The following is a 17,853-nucleotide window of genomic DNA, read 5'->3' as shown; positions in this document are numbered from 1 at the left end:
CAAACATGCCAGAAACTGAAAACGGCAGGAAGAATGCCGGTCTGCGGAACCCTTTGCGGGATCCGCGGGACCGGCGCCTGAACCGCATCGCCGGGCCATCGTCGTTGGTGTTCTTCGGAGTCACCGGCGACCTCGCCCGTAAGAAACTCATGCCTGCTGTCTACGACCTCGCCAACCGCGGCTTGCTCCCGCCCAGCTTCGCGTTGGTGGGCTTCGGACGCCGCGATTGGGACAACGCCGACTTCGCGGCCGAGGTCAAAGAGAACGTCAAGGCCCATGCCCGCACAAAGTTCGATGAAGCCGTGTGGGAGCAGCTTGCTTCCGGTATCCGCTTTGTCCAAGGCGAGTTCGACGACGACGACGCTTTCGAGCGTCTCGGCGATGTCCTCGACGAGCTCGATGAGACCCGCGGCACCCGCGGCAACCATGGCTTCTACCTGTCCATCCCGCCCAAGGCGTTCGAGCAGGTCTGCCGCCAACTGTCCAAGCACGGCCTGGCGCAGGCCAAGCCGGGCCAGTGGCGTCGTGTGGTGATCGAAAAGCCGTTCGGGCACGACCTCGAGTCCGCCCGACAGCTCAACGACATCGTGGAATCCGTGTTCCCGGCCGATGCCGTGTTCAGGATCGACCATTATCTGGGTAAGGAGACAGTGCAGAATATCCTGGCGCTGCGCTTCGCAAACCAGCTGTTCGAACCGCTCTGGAACGCTAATTACGTGGACCACGTCCAGATCACCATGGCGGAGGACATCGGCACCGGGGGTCGTGCAGGGTATTACGACGGCGTGGGTGCTGCCCGCGACGTCATCCAGAACCACCTGTTGCAGTTGCTTGCCCTGACCGCGATGGAAGAGCCCATCTCCTTCAACGCCGATGACCTGCGGGCAGAGAAGGAAAAGGTCCTCGCTGCCGTCAAGCTCCCTGACGACCTTTCCACTCATTCAGCGCGGGGTCAGTTCACCGGCGGCTGGCAGGGCGGCGAAGAAGTCCTCGGCTACCTGGACGAGGACGGCATCCCAGCAGATTCCAAGACCGAGACTTTCGCTGCGATCCGGGTGGACATTAATACCCGCCGCTGGCACGGGGTGCCGTTCTACCTTCGCGCCGGCAAGCGCCTTGGCCGCCGTGTCACGGAAATCGCCGTGGTGTTCAAACGCGCACCGAACCTGTTGTTCCGCGATCACGGTGAGGACGACTTCGGTCAGAATGCCGTGGTGATCCGTGTCCAGCCCGATGAAGGCGCCACGATCCGGTTCGGGTCAAAGGTTCCGGGCACGCAGATGGAAGTCCGCGACGTCACCATGGACTTCGGCTACGGCCACTCCTTCACCGAGTCCAGCCCCGAGGCCTACGAACGCCTCATCCTCGATGTGCTCCTGGGCGAACCGCCGCTCTTCCCGCGTCACCAGGAAGTGGAGCTGTCCTGGAAGATCCTTGATCCCTTTGAGGAATACTGGGCCGGGCTGGATGAACAACCGCAACCTTACGCACCCGGCAGTTGGGGACCGGCCTCGGCTGATGCCCTGCTGGCCCGCGACGGACGAACCTGGAGAAGGCCATGATCGTAGATCTTCCCGACACAACCACCTCCAAGATCTCCAAGAAGATCATGTCGCTGCGCGAACAAGGAGGTGTGATCGCCCTGGGCCGTGTCCTGACCTTGGTGGTTGTCACCAAGTCCGGGCAGGAAGAAGAAGCCATCGAGGCAGCCAACGAGGCCAGCAGGGAACACCCCTGCCGGATCATCGTCCTTGCCGACGCAGGTGTTGAAGGTCCGGACCGCCTCGACGCGCAGATCCGTGTGGGTGGCGACGCCGGAGCCTCCGAGGTTATCGTCTTGCGCGGGCACGGACACATGGCCCATGAAAGCGAATCCCTGGTGGCGGCCCTGCTGCTGCCGGATGCACCAATCGTGGCTTGGTGGCCGCACGGCGCCCCGGAGAGTGCTTGCGAAACCTCCATCGGCCGCATCGCGCACCGTCGCATCACAGACTCCGCCAACGAGCCGGATCCGCGGCGCGCCTTGGAAAACATCCGTGCAACGTACAAGGCCGGAGATACCGACCTCGCCTGGACCCGCCTGACCAACTGGCGCATGCAGCTCGCGGCTGTCTTCGACCAAGTGGACGGCGATCCAGTGTCGGCCGTTGCCGTTGAAGGTGCCTCGGACTCCCCCAGCACACTGTTGCTGGCGGCCTGGCTGAGCCTGGCCCTGCAGGCCCCGGTCACGATCGTGGCTGACCCTGCCGGCACCGGCATCCGCCGGGTCCGCTTGACCCGCGCCAGCGGCGATGTGCAGCTGTTCCGCCCCGGCTTGTCGGTAGCAGAGCTGACACAGCCCGGTCAGCCGGCGCAGCGTATCACGCTTCCCCGTCGAAGCCTCAAGGATTGCCTCGCGGAGGAACTGCGGCGCCTCGATCCGGACGAAGTCTTCGGAGAAGTGATTACGATGGGACTGCCACTTACCAGCCAGAGGAGAGTCCAGACCAGTGCACGCTGAGCCAAGAGTAAGCATTCACCCCGATTCCAAGGTGTTGATGGCCGCTATTGCGGCCCGTCTCATCACCAAGCTCGTGGATGTCCAGGACAAGCACGGTGAGGCGACGGTGGTGCTTACCGGCGGAACCGTCGGCATTGGTACATTGAAGGCGGTTGCTGATTCTGCCGCAGCTCCCGCGGTCGACTGGTCAAAGGTTAACTTCTGGTGGGGAGACGAACGTTTTGTTGCCTCTGACAGCGAAGACAGAAACACCCGCCAAGCCCACCAGGCCTTGTTGTCCCACTTGGCTGTTGACCCGGCCCGGGTTCACCAGCCCGGCTCAACAGACGAGTTCGCCACTGCCGAGGAAGCTGCTGAAGCCTACGCTGAAGAACTCAAGGCGGCGGCCCAAGCCGAGCACGCTGCGGACACCTCTGATGACCGTGCTGATCACGCGGGGATCCTCCCCCGATTCGACATCCTTCTCCTCGGCGTAGGCCCGGACGCCCACGTTGCCTCACTGTTCCCCGAGCAGGCAGGCATTCGCGAGAAAGAGCGCACTGTGGTGGGCGTGGAAAACTCTCCCAAGCCGCCGTCGTCGCGTATTTCACTGACGCTGCCGGCCATCAATACCGCCCAGGAAATCTGGATGGTGGTGGCCGGCGAAGACAAGGCGGGGGCCGTCGGCCTGGCGTTGGCGGGCGCCAACCCGGTCCAGGTCCCGGCAGCGGGTCCGATCGGGCGTGCGCGGACCCTGTGGCTTATCGACGAGAACGCAGCTTCACGCGTCCCCCAGCAGTTGGTCCGGAAGGACCCCGCGGGCGCGTAACCGCTCCAACGCTCCAGCCAGGACAACTTCTGCGTCTTGGCTGGAGCGTCGCTCTTTAACGTAATCCAGGTGTGATTTGAAGATTTCGTCGTCGGGTCTGGCTGAAGAGGCAATGCCAGGCTCGCGTGAGGCGGGCTGTCCACACTTGGGGCAATCCCAGGTTTTGGGAATCTGTTCATCGGGCAACTTGAGAAAAACAAGCCGCGTTTCGTGTCCCTTGGCGCACCAGTAGGGAACTCGAATCCGCGGCAGTTGTTCGCCCTCGCCGTGATCGCTTTGATGTCGAGGAGCCGAACCTTGGGCCACACCCACACGGGTGCCTCGATAACCAGGCGTGCCATGAACCATTTTTCGAACCCCTAGCGACTCGGTGGTCGGCCGTCACGGCCCGTAGGCCTTTCAGCCAACAGTGCAAGTCTAATGCGAGGGGCTCGACGACGGCACTAGTGTGGGGAGCCGTCGGCCAGAAAAAAGGGGAGACTCCCGTTAAGGAGCCTCCCCTTTTTTAGGGCGACTAGGAGTCGCCGCCCGATGTAAAGCGCATGATCAGGCCCAAGCCGATGATCACAGCACCCCACGTAATTCCAAGAATGATGGTGAAGCGGTTGAGGTTGCGCTCGGCCACACCGGACGAACTCAATCCGGAGCTCATTCCGCCACCGAACATGTCGGACAAGCCGCCTCCACGTCCCTTGTGAAGGAGGATGAGCAGCGTCAGCAGAAGGCTGGTAATACCCAGCAGGATCTGCAGAATGACTTGAAGAACGTCCACGACGGCCTTTCGAAGAAGCGGAAAACGGGAGCCGGACTAGTCCGTGACGAGGTGGCTCTCGAACCTGACAATGTTAGCAAACTCAGCGGGGTCCAAGCTGGCGCCACCCACAAGCAATCCATCAACATCCGTTTCAGACATGATGGCCGCAGCATTGTTGGCCTTGACCGAGCCGCCGTAGAGGAGGCGAGTCTTCGACGCGAAGTCCTCATCAAAGAGATCCGCAAGTTCGGCGCGGATGGCGGCGCACATCTCCTGTGCATCCTCCGGGCCTGCCACCTCTCCGGTACCGATGGCCCACACGGGTTCGTAGGCGACCACGAGTTCGGCGGCCTGCTCGGCGGTGAGTCCTTCGACGCCTGCGCGCAACTGCGCCAACGTGTGGTCCACATGGGTGCCGGCCTGGCGTATTTCCAAGCCCTCGCCAACGCACAGCACAGGAGTTACTCCATGACGGAAGCCTGCCTTGACCTTGGCGTTCAAGACCTCGTCCGACTCGTTGTGGATGGTGCGGCGCTCACTGTGCCCCACCAGGACGTAAGCGCAGCCCAGCTTGTTGAGGAACTGGCCTGAGATGTCGCCGGTGTAGGCGCCGGAGTCGAATTGGGAAAGGTCCTGGCCGCCATAAACAACGTCCAGGTCATCGCCCTGCACCAACGTCTGCACGCCGCGGAGATCCGTGAACGGCGGGAACACGGCCACCTCAACCCGCTTGTAATCGTGCTTGGCGTCGGACAAGGTCCACGCGAGCTTCTGCAGCAAGGTGATGCCCTGGACGTGATCCATGTTCATCTTCCAGTTGCCGGCGATGAAGGGCTTGCGGACGAAGTTGCCGTTGGCAGAGGTAGTCACATGAACTCCAAAGAATGCGTTGAGATATGGAACGGCCGGCAGGACGCCATTGCGTCCTGCCGGCCGGTTTGGTGCTTAGCGGTCCAGGACGCTCAGGCCGGGAAGTTCCTTGCCTTCAAGGTATTCCAAGCTGGCGCCGCCACCGGTGGAGATGTGGCCGAATTGCGAATCCTCGAAGCCGAGAGTCCGGACGGCAGCGGCAGAGTCGCCACCGCCCACCACCGTGAAGGCCACGGTGTCCGTCAGGGCCTGGGCGATGGCACGTGTGCCACTTGCGAAGGCCTCGAATTCAAAGACGCCCATAGGTCCGTTCCAGAAAACGGTCTTGGCCCCTTCGATCTGTGCTGCGAAGGCCGAGGCGGACTCCGGGCCGATATCAAGGCCAATGCCGGAAGCGCCGAAAGCACTCTCTTCAATGGCGTCAGCCTTGACGACCTCGTGTTCGGCATCCGCTGCGAAGCGGCTGGCCACCACAACATCCGTGGGGATGACGAAGGACGTACCGGCGTCAGCGGCCCGCTTGAGATAATCCTGGACAACCGGGATCTGGTCCTCCTCAAGGAGGCTGCCGGCTACCTTGTGACCCGCTGCCGCCAGGAAAGTGAACAGCATGCCACCACCCACCAGGATGGTGTCTGCTTTGCCCAGCAGGTTGTCAATCACGGCCAGCTTGTCGGAGACCTTGGAACCGCCAAGGACCACAACATACGGACGCTGCGTGTCGGTGGTGAGCTTCCTGAGAACTTCTACCTCGGTGTGGACAAGGTCGCCCAAGTACGACGGGAGCCGGGTGGCGACGTCGTAAACACTCGCGTGTTTACGGTGGACCGCGCCGAAAGCATCATCCACGAACGCGCCGTTGCTTCCCGTAAGGGCTACCAGTTCGTCAGCGAAGGCACCACGCTGGGCGTCGTCCTTGCTTGTTTCGCGGGCATCGAAGCGCACGTTCTCCAGGACGAGTACTTGACCGTCCTGCAGGCCGGCCGCGAGCTCCTTGGCGGAGTCGCCGACAGTATCTGCGGCGAGTTCCACTGGGAAGTCAGCCAATTCAGCAAGGCGCGCAGCAGCAGGCTTCAGGGAGTACTTGTCTTCAGGAGCGCCCTTGGGGCGTCCGAGGTGTGCGGTAACGAGCACACGGGCACCGGCGTCCGAGAGCTTCTTGAGGACCGGGAGGGAGGCCTTAATGCGGCCGTCATCGGTCACTGTAGAGCCGTCGAGCGGCACATTCAGGTCACTTCTGACCAGAATGTACCGCCCGCGGACACCTTCAGCGATGAGTTCGTTGAGGGTGTGAGATGTCATGTGTCTACCCTAGCCCAGCTTGGATGCGACGAGCTCCGTGAGGTCTACAAGGCGGTTGGAGTAACCCCACTCGTTGTCATACCAGGAAACAACCTTGACCTGGTTGCCGATGACCTTGGTCAGGCCGGAGTCAAAGATGGAGGACGCAGGGTCTCCCACAATGTCCGAGGAAACGATGGGGGCATCGGTGTAGCTGAGGATGCCTGCGAATTGCTCGGACTCAGCGGCAGCCTTGACGGCCGCGTTGACTTCTTCAACCGTCACTTCGCGGGAAACCGTGACCGTGAGGTCGGTAGCTGAGCCGGTGGGGACGGGGACGCGGATGGCGTAGCCGTCCAGCTTGCCCTTGAGCTCCGGCAGGACCAGGCCGATGGCCTTGGCGGCACCGGTGGACGTGGGGACCATGTTGATGGCTGCAGCGCGGGCGCGGCGGAGATCGCCATGCGGGCCGTCCTGCAGGTTCTGGTCAGCAGTGTAGGCGTGCACCGTCGTCATGAGGCCACGCTCGATGCCGAAGGCGTCGTTGACCACCTTGGCCAGCGGGCCGAGGCAGTTGGTGGTGCAGGAAGCGTTGGAGATGATGTTGTGTGCTGCGGGGTCGTAGAGCTCGTGGTTGACGCCCATGACGATGGTGATGTCCTCGTCACTTGCAGGGGCCGAGATGAGCACCTTCTTTGCGCCGGCGTCAATGTGCTTCTGGGCAGCTGCTGCCTTGGTGAAGAAACCGGTGGATTCGATGACGATGTCCACTCCCAGTTCGCCCCAGGGAAGGTTGGCGGGATCGCGCTCGGCGAGAACCTTGATGGACTTGCCGTCGACTACCAGGTTTCCATCGACAACTTCCACGGTCTGGGCGAGACGTCCACCGACGGAGTCGTACTTCAGGAGGTGGGCGAGGGTCTCAGGGCTGGTGAGGTCGTTGACTGCGACGATCTCCAGGTCAGCGCCCTGGGCCAGTGCTGCGCGGAAGTAGTTACGGCCGATGCGGCCGAAGCCGTTGATACCAATACGGGTGGTCACTATGTGTCAATCTCCTTGGTGCTCTTGCAAGCACGCCTAGTGAGTCGGATTTAGATATTTCCAACTAACAGACCCCGCACGTCTTTGGGCAGAGGTGATTATCAGATCGGAGGGCGACCAGCCACGTTGCTGAAGGCTAACCGCCTTCCGTGATCCATCTTACGTTTAACTAAGCCTGCCCCCGCAACTGCGGAGGCAGGCTTTCCAGCATTTGGCCCCAATTCACGCAAAAAGTGACTTTTGTTACATCGGCGTGAACCGGTGCTCACCACCTAGAGGACGATGAGGCCCGTGGCGTTGGCGCGAGCGGCTTCAAAGCGCTTGGCGACATCGGCCCAGTTGGCGATGTTCCAGAATGCCTTGACGTAGTCAGCCTTGACGTTGACGTAGTCCAGGTAGAAGGCGTGCTCCCACATGTCCAGCATCAGCAGAGGGGTGGTGCCGACTGCAACGTTGCCCTGCTGATCGTAGAGCTGTTCGATGAGGAGGTTGCCGCCGATGGGCTCGTAGGCAAGGAAGGCCCAGCCGGAACCCTGGAGGCCCAGCGCTGCTGCGCTGAACTGGGCGCGGAAGGCATCGAACGAACCGAAAGCGTCATCGATCGCAGCTGCGAGCTCGCCTTCGGGCTTGTCGCCACCATCCGGGGAAATGTTGTTCCAGAAGACGGAGTGGTTGATGTGACCACCGGTGTGGAACGCAAGGTCCTTGGAGAGGCGGTTGATGTTGGCGAAATCACCCTGGTCGCGAGCTTCGGCCAGCTGCTTGAGCGCGTTGTTGGCGCCGGCAACGTAGGCCGCATGGTGCTTGCTGTGGTGCAGCTCCATGATCTTTGCCGAAATGTGCGGCTCGAGTGCTGCATAGTCGTAGCCGAGCTCGGGCAGAACGTACTCTGTCACGAAATCCTCCAATGTAATGGACTGAAGTCCGGTTTGGTAACTCTCGTTATTTCATCCGACCAGCGGGCCAGCCGGAAATCCTTGGCGAAGAAACCTGCTCTTGCCGCCACCGGGAATAACCCGCGGTGGCCTCAGAGTATTTCCTCCGCACTTTTTCGATTCTATGGGTGCGGACTACTCGTCCATCATTTCCGGAGTCACATTTGCCTCGGTGCCCGGGATGCCCAAATCCAAGGCCCGTTTGTCCGCCATTGCCAGCAGGCGGCGAATACGGCCCGCGATGGCGTCCTTGGTCATGGGTGGATCGGCAAGCCGGCCCAACTCGTCCAGGCTTGCCTGCTTGTGGGCTACGCGCAACTCACCTGCGTATTTGAGGTGGTCCGGTACGTCGTCGCCCAGGATCTCCAAAGCCCGGTCAACCCTAGCCCCCGCTGCCACCGCGGCTTGGGCTGAGCGGCGCAGATTGGCGTCATCGAAGTTTGCGAGCCTGTTGGCGGTGGCCCGGACTTCCTTTCGCATGCGACGTTCCTCCCAGACCATCAGAGCGTCATGGGCGCCCATGCGCGTCAACAGGGCGGCGATGGTGTCACCGTCCCGGATGACCACGCGGTCCACACCACGGACCTCGCGCGCCTTTGCCTGGATGCCGAGGCGACGGGCAGCTCCCACCAGCGCCAAGGCCGATTCAGGGCCGGGGCAGGTGACTTCGAGCGAGGACGAACGTCCAGGCTCGGTCAGGGAACCGTGGGCGAGGAACGCCCCGCGCCAGACTGCCTCTGCGTCTGCTGCCGAACCGTTGACCACTACCGAAGGCAAGCCCCGGACAGGGCGCCCGCGTCCGTCCAGCAATCCCGTCTGGCGGGCCAGGGCCTCGCCATCCCGCACCACCCGGACTACGTAGCGGCTCCCCCGACGCAAGCCACCGCCGGAAACCACAATGATCTCGCTCTGGTGTCCGTAGACTTCTGCGATTGCTGCTCGAAGACGACGTGCCGTGGAGGCAAGATCGACTTCGGCTTCAATGACGATTCGTCCCGAAATAATGTGCAAGCCGCCCGCAAAGCGCAGCATTGCTGAAACCTCAGCCTTGCGGACTGAGGATTTCTTGATGTCCAGCCGGGACAGTTCGTCCTTGACCGACGCAGTAAGTGCCATCGCGTGTTCCTAACTGTTCCCGAAAATATCGTGGTACGCCGCTGCCAGCAGCAGGGGATCATGGACGGGGCGGCGCCTCGACGCCCCTACTCTACCCAACACCACTTCAGCACCGATCATCCCCGCAGCCTTCTCGAAAGCCCTGAGATCCTGGATCGCAGCGGGATCGGCAAGGACCACGTCCACACTGAACTCAGGCGCGTAGCGGCGCAGGACATCCAGATGGTCGGCCGCCGACATGCCTGAGGTTTCCTTGGTTTCCACATCAAGGTTCATGGTGAGGCACCGCTTGGCAGCGGTGTCACCCAGGGCTTGCCGCAGCTCGGGAAGAAGTAAATGTGGCAGCACGGACGTGTACCAGGATCCGGGCCCCAGGATGACCCAATCGGCCAATTCGATGGCTGTCAACGCTTCAGTGCAGGCAGGGGCGTCTTCGGGCAGGAGCCGGACATCCTCCAGCTTCCCCGCCACTGCGCACTTTGCCTGCCCCCGGACGGTCTGCAACTGCTGGCCGCCGCCAGGCAACTCGACGTGCGCCTGACCTTCGATGGTGAGAGGAACGCTGGACATGGGCAGCACCTGACCCCGTGCGCCCAACAACGCGCCGGCCCATTTCAGGCCGGCGACGGTGTCGCCCAGGAGCTCCCACAGCGTAACGATCAGCAAGTTGCCCATGGCGTGGTGGTCCAGGGATCCACCTTTGGCCGTCCCGGCGTCGAAGCGGTGCTGCATCACATCACGCCAGGTCCGGCCCCAGTCGGTGTCGTCGCACAGGGCACTCAACGCCATCCGCAGGTCTCCTGGCGGGAGGACGCCGTACTCGTCCCTGAGACGCCCGGAAGAACCGCCGTCGTCCGCTACTGTGACGATTGCCGTCAGCTCCGAAGTGAGCAGCCGCAGGGCAGAAAGCGAAGCTGCCAGCCCGTGCCCGCCGCCCAGGGCAACCACCGAGGGGCTCTTCTCTTGCTGACTGCCAGGGACGCCCTTGGGCGGGATCAGCGGCAACGGTCCCGTGAGGACGCCCACTACTCGCGTCCCAGGTCTCGGTGGGTGGTGGTCACGGTGACACGCGGGTACTGCGCCAGGCGCTTGGAGAGTTCGACGGCGACAGCCACCGATCGGTGTTTTCCGCCAGTGCAGCCAACAGCCAGTGTTGCGTAGTGCTTGTTTTCCTGGCGGTAGCCGTCCAGTACGGGCTCCAGAGCCCGGACATACCGGTCCACGAATTCGTGCACGCCGTTGGCGCCGAGCACGTAGTCACTGACGTCTTCGTCCAGCCCCGTATGCGGCCGTAGTTTGGGGACCCAGTGCGGGTTGGGAATGAAGCGGGCGTCGGCCACGAAGTTGGCATCCACCGGTAGTCCGTATTTGAACCCAAAGCTCATCACGTTGAGGCGGAGCGTTACAGGACCGGTGTCGCTGAACAGTTCAGTGATGGCCGTGGCAAGGCCGTGAACGTTGAAGTCCGAGGTGTCCAGGACGACGTCGGCGTGTTCGCGCAGCTCCCGCAGGACCTCACGCTCGATCCCAATGCCATCAAGGATCCTGCCCCCACCCTGCAACGGGTGTGGGCGGCGACCCTGCTCGAACCGGCGAACCAGGACGTCGTCGTTGGCGTCCAGGAAAAGCACCCGGAAGGTGATTCCGCTGGCGCTGAGGGCTCCCAGGGCCGTCTGGATATCGGTGAAGAGGTCCTTGCTGCGGACGTCCACCACCACGGCAAGTTTGGGGATTGATTTCGGAGCATGCGACACGATTTCAGCCAGGGTGCCCAGCATTTGCGGCGGGAGGTTATCCACGACGTACCAGCCGTGGTCCTCCAGTGCATCAGAGGCCGTGCTGCGCCCTGCCCCCGACATGCCGGTCACGACCAGCAGTTCCGCCTCCGGTGGCTTGACGGGCGTGAGGCCGTCCTGCTCCGTGCCGGACCCTGCCGTTGCCTCTTCCATCAAGTGTCCCCGTTTCGTTCGGAATGGTCATTACAGCAAGTTCTTACCCTAGCTAAGATTCAAGGATTTCGCCGGTGGTCATATTGACAGCGGGAACCGTTTCTCCAGCGTCATCGGTGGTACCGAGGTGCTGGACCACGGCAGCGGCCAACGCTGGCCCGATTCCCTTGGCGGACGTGAGTTCTTCCACAGACGCTGCCTTGATCTTCTTCAGCGAACCAAAGTGCGCCACCAGGGCCTTGCGCTTGGCTTCCCCCAAACCCGGTACACCGTCCAAGGCCGAGACCGTCATGGCCTTTCCGCGCTTCTGCCGGTGGAACGTGATGGCGAAGCGGTGGGCTTCGTCGCGAATCCGCTGCAGGAGATACAGGCCTTGCGATGTCCTGGGCAAAATGACGGGGAAATCGCTGTCGGGAAGCCAGACCTCCTCCAGCCGTTTGGCGAGGCCCACGACATAAACGTCGTCGATTCCCAGCGCCGCCAGGGCGCGGGCAGCAGCATTGACCTGCGGTTGGCCACCGTCCACCACCACCAGGTTTGGCGGATAGGCGAACTTCGCCTTGGGTGCCGGCATGGAAGGGTCCGACGTCGGCGCATCACCCGCGCTCCGGGCCCCGGCTCGCGTCGGATTGACGATCTCGCCCGAGACGACGGGGACCTGGGCGGCCTTGTCTGTGAGGTAGTGCCGGAACCTACGCGTCAGGACGTCGTGCATGGCCGCGGTGTCATCGGCCGCAGCCGGGCCCGTAATGGAGAACTTGCGGTAATCGGACTTCTTCGGGAGCCCGTCTTCCACCACCACCATGGATGCCACCACGTTGGTGCCTTGGACGTGGGAAATATCAAAGCATTCGATGCGAAGCAGCGGCACCGGAATTTCCAAAGCTTCCTGTAGCTCCTGGAGTGCCACGGAACGGACGGTGATGTCTCCGGCGCGGCGCGTCTTGTGCAGTTTGAGGGCTTGCTCGGCGTTTTCGCGGACAGTGGACATGAGTGCTGCCTTGTCACCGCGCTGCGGTACGCGGATATCCACCTTGGCGCCGCGGAGTCCCCCTAACCACTCGCTGAGTTCGGCGTGGTTGCTCGGGTTTTCCGGTACCAGGACTTCCCGTGGGATCCGGCCCTGGACTTCGCTGTCTTCACCGTAGACCTGTTGCAGCAAGTGTTCGATGAGTTCCGGCGTGGTGGCGTCCTCCACCTTTTCCACCACCCAGCCACGCTGGCCCCGGACGCGGCCACCGCGTACATGGAAGACCTGCACGGAGGCTTCCAGTTCGTCGTCATGCAGGGCGAAGACGTCTGCATCGGTGTCCTCGGCGAGGACCACGGCGTTGCGTTCAAAGACCTTCCGCAAAGCAATGATGTCGTCCCTGAGGCCGGCCGCGCGTTCATAATCGAGATCGGCTACCGCTGCCGCCATGTCCTTTTCAAGCCGGCTGATGAACCGTTTGGCTTCGCCACCCATGAAGGAACAGAAATCCTCCGCAAGGTCCCGGTGTTCATCCGGAGTGACACGGCCAACGCAAGGGGCCGAGCATTTGTCGATGTATCCCAGGAGGCAGGGCCGTCCGCTGGATTCCGCGCGCTTGAAAACGCCCGCACTGCAACTCCGTACCGGGAAAACCCGCAGCAGGGTATCCATCGTCTCGCGGATGGCGCCAGCTGTGTACGGGCCGAAGTACCGCGTGCCCTTCCTGCGTTCGCCGCGCATGACCTGAACGCGGGGAAATTTCTCCGCCATGGTGACAGCGAGGTAGGGGTACGTCTTGTCGTCGCGAAACACAACATTGAATCGCGGTTTGAATTCCTTGATCCACGTGTATTCCAACTGCAGCGATTCCAGCTCGCTGCCCACCATGGTCCACTCGACACTGCTGGCTGCGTGGACCATTGCGTGCGTCTTGGGAAGCAGCCCAGCCGGGTTGGCGAAGTATGAGTTCAGCCTGGAGCGAAGGTTTTTTGCCTTGCCCACATAGATGACCCGGCCATGGGGGTCGCGGAAACGATAGACGCCCGGGGTGGTGGGAATTTCACCCGTTTGGGGCCGGTAACTTGCTGGATCTGCCACGTTCCCAGTCTAGTGAACCGGACAGACACCCAACGCCACACCACTGCAGACGACGCTGAACGCCTAGTCCACCGACTTGCTCTGGTTGTAGCTGCTGGACCGTTCCTGACCACTGAGCACTGCAATGGCGTCCATGATCTTGTCTGTGACCTCACGGCGCGCGGGCAATGAATGATCCGGCCCGGTCTTATCAAAGTAAAGCGGCTCGCCGACCTTCATGGTGAAGTGCTGGGGGCGTACGGCATTCTTGTCCGCTGGCTGCAGCTTCTCGGTGCCGATCAGTCCCACGGGGATCACGGGCGCACCAGTGGTCAGGGCAAGCCACCCCACGCCGGTGCGTCCACGGTAGAGGATCCCGTCCCGTGAGCGGGTGCCCTCAGGGTAGATACCGATGCCCTTGCCCGCATCGAGGATGTCCAGCAGGGTCTTGAGCGCCTGCACACTGGCTGCCTGCTCCCCACGCTCGACAGGAATGGAGCCCACTGCCTCAAAGAAGGACTTCATCACGGCGCCCTTGACGCCCTTGGTGGTGAAGTACTCGGCCTTGGCGAAGAAAGCCACCGGGCGGGGCATCAATGCCTGAACAATCACGCTGTCCAAAAAGGACAGGTGGTTGGGGGCAACAATGAAAGGCCCGTCCTTGGGGACATTCTCCAGGCCAATGACGGTGGGACGGCATGTGGAGGAGATCAGGCCTCGGGTAGTCCATCGGATCGCATCAAAGACTGCCATCGTTTTGTACCTCGCTCAGGGCTGCCGTGCGGACAGCGTCAAGTTCTTCAATTTTGGTGCGCAGCTCATCTGTGGTTGACACAACGGCGACTGCTCCGGCTTCTTCGAGTTCACCATCCGGCGCGAACCCCCAGGTGACGCCGATGCAGTCCAGCCCGTTCGCCATGGCGCCCGCGACGTCCTGGTGCCGGTCCCCCACCATCACGGCCGGTTGGGAATGGAGGTCTGCGAGTGCAGCACCCACGATCTCTACTTTCCCCGACGCCGTATTGGCCCCCAGGGATTCGTCATCAGCCGCTCCACGGATGGAGACAAAGAAATCGGCGATCCCATGGTGCTCCAGGACCAGGCGCGCTATGGACTGGGGCTTCTGGGTAGCAACTGCCACAGGCCGGCCGGATTCAGCAAAGAATTCCAGGAGCTCGTAGATTCCCGGATACAACGTGCTTTGGCCGATACCCGTTTCCTTGTAATGGCGCCGATACCGCTCAATGGTTTCATCCACCAATTCGCTGGGGACGTTCGCCAAATGCAGCAGCGAATCACTGAGCTTGGGACCCACCATGGAATTCAGGACGGATTGTTCCGGGACCGGGAGATCCATTTCCCGGAGAGCCGCGGAAATGCCTCCCGTGATACCGCCTGCTGGATCGACAAGGGTGCCGTCCAGATCGAATATTACGGGCACCGTTGTTTGAGTCACCGGGTTAGTTTCTCACGAGTAGCGGCATGCCTGAAACTCGCATGCCGCTACTGGAATACTTCCAGGGTCTCGGAGATATTCCCTCGACGGTCCTTTGGCTGTCTTGCGGCAGCTAACCCAGAATCTCGGCCAGGAACGTCGCCGTATGGCTGTCAGTGGATTTAGCTACCTGTTCCGGAGTTCCTGTGGCTACGATCTTTCCGCCACCCGAACCGCCGTTGGGACCCAGGTCCACGATCCAGTCCGCTGACTTGATGACGTCCAGGTTGTGCTCAATGGTGATGACGGTATTGCCCTTGTCCACCAGGCCCTGGAGAACCATGAGCAACTTCCTGATGTCCTCAAAGTGCAGTCCGGTGGTGGGCTCGTCCAGGACGTAGATGCTGCGCCCGTTGGAGCGCTTCTGAAGTTCGGCTGCGAGCTTCACCCTTTGTGCCTCACCACCAGAGAGCGTGGTGGCCGGCTGGCCCAGCCGGACATAGCCAAGACCGACGTCCACCAAGGTGTTAAGGTGCCTGGCGATCGGTGTGAAAGCGGCAAAGAACTCTGCGCCTTCCTCGATCGGCATATTGAGCACATCCGCGATGGTCTTGCCCTTGTAATGAACTTCAAGGGTCTCCCGGTTGTACCGGGCCCCGTGGCACACCTCGCACGGAACATAGACGTCCGGCAGGAAGTTCATTTCAATCTTCAGCGTGCCGTCGCCCGAACATGCTTCGCAACGACCACCCTTGACGTTGAAGGAGAACCGACCGGGCTGATAGCCACGGACCTTGGCCTCGGTTGTCTCCGCGAAGAGCTTGCGGATGTTGTCAAACACGCCGGTATAAGTTGCCGGGTTGGAACGCGGTGTGCGGCCAATAGGACTTTGGTCAACGTGGACCACCTTGTCCAGATGCTCCAAACCCGCAACTGTCCGGTGCCGGCCAGCCACCTGCTTGGCACCATTGAGCTTGTTGGCAAGGACCTTGTAAAGGATCTCGTTGACCAGGGTGGACTTGCCTGACCCGCTCACGCCGGTGACGGCGGTGAAGAGTCCCAGGGGGAAGGTAGCGTCAACGTTGTTGAGGTTGTTCTCCCGGGCGCCAACAACCTTGAGCTCGCGCTTTTTGTCGTACTTGCGCCGCTTGGTGGGGATGTCGATCTTCCGGCGTCCGGAGAGGTAGTCACCCGTCAGTGACTCTGTGTTTTCCAGGAGCTCCTTATAGGTTCCGGAGTGCACCACCTGGCCGCCGTGCTCTCCGGCGCCCGGTCCGATGTCCACCACCCAGTCGGCCTCATGGATGGTGTCTTCGTCATGCTCCACCACGATGAGGGTGTTGCCGAGGTCCCGGAGGCGGGTAAGGGTTTCAATGAGCCGGCGGTTGTCCCTCTGGTGCAGTCCGATGGACGGCTCGTCAAGGACGTACAGCACTCCCACCAGGCCTGAGCCGATCTGGGTGGCCAGTCGGATCCGCTGGGCTTCACCACCCGACAAAGTGCCGGAGGGACGCTCAAGATTCAGGTACTCCAAACCGACATCCAAGAGGAAGGTCAGGCGGGCCTGGATCTCCTTCAGGACCTGGTTGGCGATCTGGGCTTCCCGGCTTGTCAGGGTCAAACTCCCCAGGAACTCTGCGCACTCCCGCATGGGCAGGGCCGCAACCTCGGCGATTGACTTTCCGTTGATGAGCACTGACAACGACGCCGGGTTGAGGCGCGCACCGTTGCACTCAGGGCAGGGAATCTGGCGCATGTACTCTTCGTACCGGTCCCGGGCCCACTCAGAGTCGGTTTCACCGTGCTTCCGGTGGACGTACTGGATGGCACCTTCGAAGCCGGTGCTGTACTTGCGCTCACGGCCAAATCGGTTCTTGTACTGGACAACAACCTTATGGTCCTTGCCGTGAAGCACAGTATTGCGGACTTCCTTGGGGAGTTTCTCCCAGGCGGTCTTCATGGAGAAGCCGAGTTCGTGGGCCAGGCCCTCAAGGAGGCGGTTCCAGTACTCGGTGGTCGCGGTGCCCAGCGACCACGGGGCAATGGCACCCTCAGCCAGTGAAAGCTCAGGGTTGGGAATGATGAGTTCTTCATCAACTTCAAGCTTGGTACCGATGCCACTGCAGGCAGAGCAGGCGCCGAACGGGTTGTTGAAGGAAAATGAGCGGGGCTCGATCTCGTCGATCGCCAAGGGGTGCTCATTGGGGCACGCGAGATTCTCAGAGAAAGCCCTGATTCGTTCCGGGTCTCCGGCCTCGAGATCGACGAACTCGACCAATACGCGGCCTTCAGCCAAACCGAGCGCTGTCTCCACGGAATCGGTTAGCCTCTGGCTGATGTCTTCCTTCACTACCAGGCGGTCGACCACAACTTCAATGGTGTGCTTGAACTGCTTGCCCAACTTGGGAGGGTCGCTCAGCTGAACCAGTTCGCCATCGACGCGTGCCCGGGAGTAACCCTTGGCTGTGAGTTCCTTGAACAGGTCCACAAACTCGCCTTTGCGCCCACGGACAACAGGGGCCAGGACCTGGAAGCGGGTGCCCGTCTCCAGTTCCAGGAGCTGATCCACGATCTGCTGGGGCGTCTGGCGGGCGATTGGCTCACCACAGACGGGGCAGTGCGGACGACCAACGCGGGCCCACAACAACCGCATGTAGTCGTAGATCTCGGTGATGGTGCCCACGGTTGACCGTGGGTTCTTACTGGTTGACTTCTGGTCGATGGAGACAGCCGGCGACAGGCCCTCGATGAAGTCCACGTCCGGTTTATCCACCTGGCCGAGGAACTGGCGCGCGTAGGCGGACAGCGACTCCACGTACCGACGCTGGCCTTCGGCGAAGATGGTGTCGAAAGCCAGGGAGGACTTTCCGGAACCAGAGAGTCCCGTAAACACGATCATGGCGTCGCGGGGAAGGTCCAGGTCCACATTGCGAAGGTTGTGTTCCCGGGCGCCCTTGACCACCAGCCGCGACAGGTCCGGCCTCGCGGGTTTGGTCTCAGGAACTGCAGGGACGCGGTTGGACGATTCGATGGCGGTATCTTCAGCTAAGGCTTTGGGCACTTACCAATGCTAATCGAAAACTTCTTCGAATTTCCATGTCGTGCCTCACACGCTAC

16 protein-coding genes are annotated in these 17,853 nt (G+C 61.8%); 3 read left to right on the top strand and 13 right to left on the bottom strand.

Annotated elements, in window-relative coordinates; all coding sequences use genetic code 11:
• Positions 1-5 precede the first annotated feature (5 nt).
• The 3 genes from zwf to pgl are packed head-to-tail and all read left to right on the top strand — an operon-like array spanning position 6 to position 3,308.
• The gene (zwf, locus tag BMY91_RS09760) at positions 6-1,562 is read left to right on the top strand and encodes a glucose-6-phosphate dehydrogenase (protein WP_090821328.1); all 1,557 of its coding nucleotides are present in this window, start codon (positions 6-8) and stop codon (positions 1,560-1,562) included.
• Positions 1,559-2,500 (top strand): glucose-6-phosphate dehydrogenase assembly protein OpcA, encoded by a 942-nt coding sequence (locus BMY91_RS09755; RefSeq protein WP_090821326.1) that lies wholly within the window; start codon positions 1,559-1,561, stop codon positions 2,498-2,500. Before zwf ends, BMY91_RS09755 begins: the two co-directional genes overlap by 4 nt.
• Positions 2,490-3,308 carry a 6-phosphogluconolactonase gene (pgl, locus tag BMY91_RS09750; protein WP_090821324.1) on the top strand — a complete coding sequence of 273 codons (819 nt, stop codon included), beginning with the start codon at positions 2,490-2,492 and terminating at the stop codon, positions 3,306-3,308. The genes BMY91_RS09755 and pgl overlap by 11 nt, the downstream gene beginning before the upstream one ends.
• Here the strand turns inward: pgl and BMY91_RS09745 are convergent.
• The 13 genes from BMY91_RS09745 to uvrA form a co-directional block, all read right to left on the bottom strand.
• The gene (locus BMY91_RS09745) at positions 3,261-3,656 is read right to left on the bottom strand and encodes an RNA polymerase-binding protein RbpA (protein WP_090821322.1); all 396 of its coding nucleotides are present in this window, start codon (positions 3,654-3,656) and stop codon (positions 3,261-3,263) included. The genes pgl and BMY91_RS09745 overlap by 48 nt on opposite strands.
• Positions 3,657-3,822: 166 nt before the next feature.
• A complete protein-coding gene (secG, locus tag BMY91_RS09740; protein ID WP_024821019.1) occupies positions 3,823-4,080 on the bottom strand; it encodes a preprotein translocase subunit SecG in 258 nt (85 codons plus the stop codon).
• Positions 4,081-4,116: 36 nt separating this feature from the next.
• Positions 4,117-4,932, bottom strand: a complete 816-nt coding sequence (gene tpiA / locus BMY91_RS09735) for a triose-phosphate isomerase (RefSeq protein ID WP_090821320.1) — start codon at positions 4,930-4,932, stop codon at positions 4,117-4,119.
• Between the two features lie 75 nt (positions 4,933-5,007).
• Positions 5,008-6,234 carry a phosphoglycerate kinase gene (pgk, locus tag BMY91_RS09730; protein WP_090821318.1) on the bottom strand — a complete coding sequence of 409 codons (1,227 nt, stop codon included), beginning with the start codon at positions 6,232-6,234 and terminating at the stop codon, positions 5,008-5,010.
• 9 nt (positions 6,235-6,243) lie between these two features.
• Positions 6,244-7,254, bottom strand: a complete 1,011-nt coding sequence (gap, locus tag BMY91_RS09725; RefSeq protein WP_089595055.1) for a type I glyceraldehyde-3-phosphate dehydrogenase — start codon at positions 7,252-7,254, stop codon at positions 6,244-6,246.
• Between the two features lie 272 nt (positions 7,255-7,526).
• Positions 7,527-8,150, bottom strand: coding sequence for a superoxide dismutase (locus BMY91_RS09720; RefSeq protein ID WP_090821316.1), 624 nt, complete (start codon positions 8,148-8,150; stop codon positions 7,527-7,529).
• Between the two features lie 174 nt (positions 8,151-8,324).
• Positions 8,325-9,305: a DNA-binding protein WhiA gene (whiA, locus tag BMY91_RS09715; protein WP_018777554.1), complete on the bottom strand. Its 981-nt coding sequence runs from the start codon at positions 9,303-9,305 to the stop codon at positions 8,325-8,327.
• A gap of 9 nt (positions 9,306-9,314) precedes the next feature.
• A complete protein-coding gene (gene yvcK / locus BMY91_RS09710; protein ID WP_090821314.1) occupies positions 9,315-10,331 on the bottom strand; it encodes a gluconeogenesis factor YvcK family protein in 1,017 nt (338 codons plus the stop codon).
• On the bottom strand, positions 10,331-11,254 hold the full coding sequence (gene rapZ / locus BMY91_RS09705; RefSeq protein WP_090821312.1) for an RNase adapter RapZ: 924 nt from the start codon (positions 11,252-11,254) through the stop codon (positions 10,331-10,333). Before rapZ ends, yvcK begins: the two co-directional genes overlap by 1 nt.
• A 52-nt stretch (positions 11,255-11,306) precedes the next feature.
• A complete protein-coding gene (uvrC, locus tag BMY91_RS09700) occupies positions 11,307-13,322 on the bottom strand; it encodes an excinuclease ABC subunit UvrC (RefSeq protein WP_090821310.1) in 2,016 nt (671 codons plus the stop codon).
• Between the two features lie 63 nt (positions 13,323-13,385).
• The gene (locus tag BMY91_RS09695) at positions 13,386-14,054 is read right to left on the bottom strand and encodes a lysophospholipid acyltransferase family protein (RefSeq protein ID WP_090821308.1); all 669 of its coding nucleotides are present in this window, start codon (positions 14,052-14,054) and stop codon (positions 13,386-13,388) included.
• Positions 14,041-14,757 (bottom strand): HAD hydrolase-like protein, encoded by a 717-nt coding sequence (locus BMY91_RS09690; protein WP_090821306.1) that lies wholly within the window; start codon positions 14,755-14,757, stop codon positions 14,041-14,043. The genes BMY91_RS09695 and BMY91_RS09690 overlap by 14 nt, the downstream gene beginning before the upstream one ends.
• 112 nt (positions 14,758-14,869) lie before the next feature.
• Positions 14,870-17,797, bottom strand: coding sequence for an excinuclease ABC subunit UvrA (gene uvrA, locus BMY91_RS09685; protein ID WP_090821305.1), 2,928 nt, complete (start codon positions 17,795-17,797; stop codon positions 14,870-14,872).
• Positions 17,798-17,853: the final 56 nt, after the last annotated feature.

This window comes from Arthrobacter sp. yr096, assembly GCF_900108925.1.
Taxonomy (GTDB): Bacteria; Actinomycetota; Actinomycetes; order Actinomycetales; family Micrococcaceae; genus Arthrobacter.
Note: the sequence above shows the minus strand (reverse complement) of the source record. Positions and strands in the feature narration are given on the sequence as shown.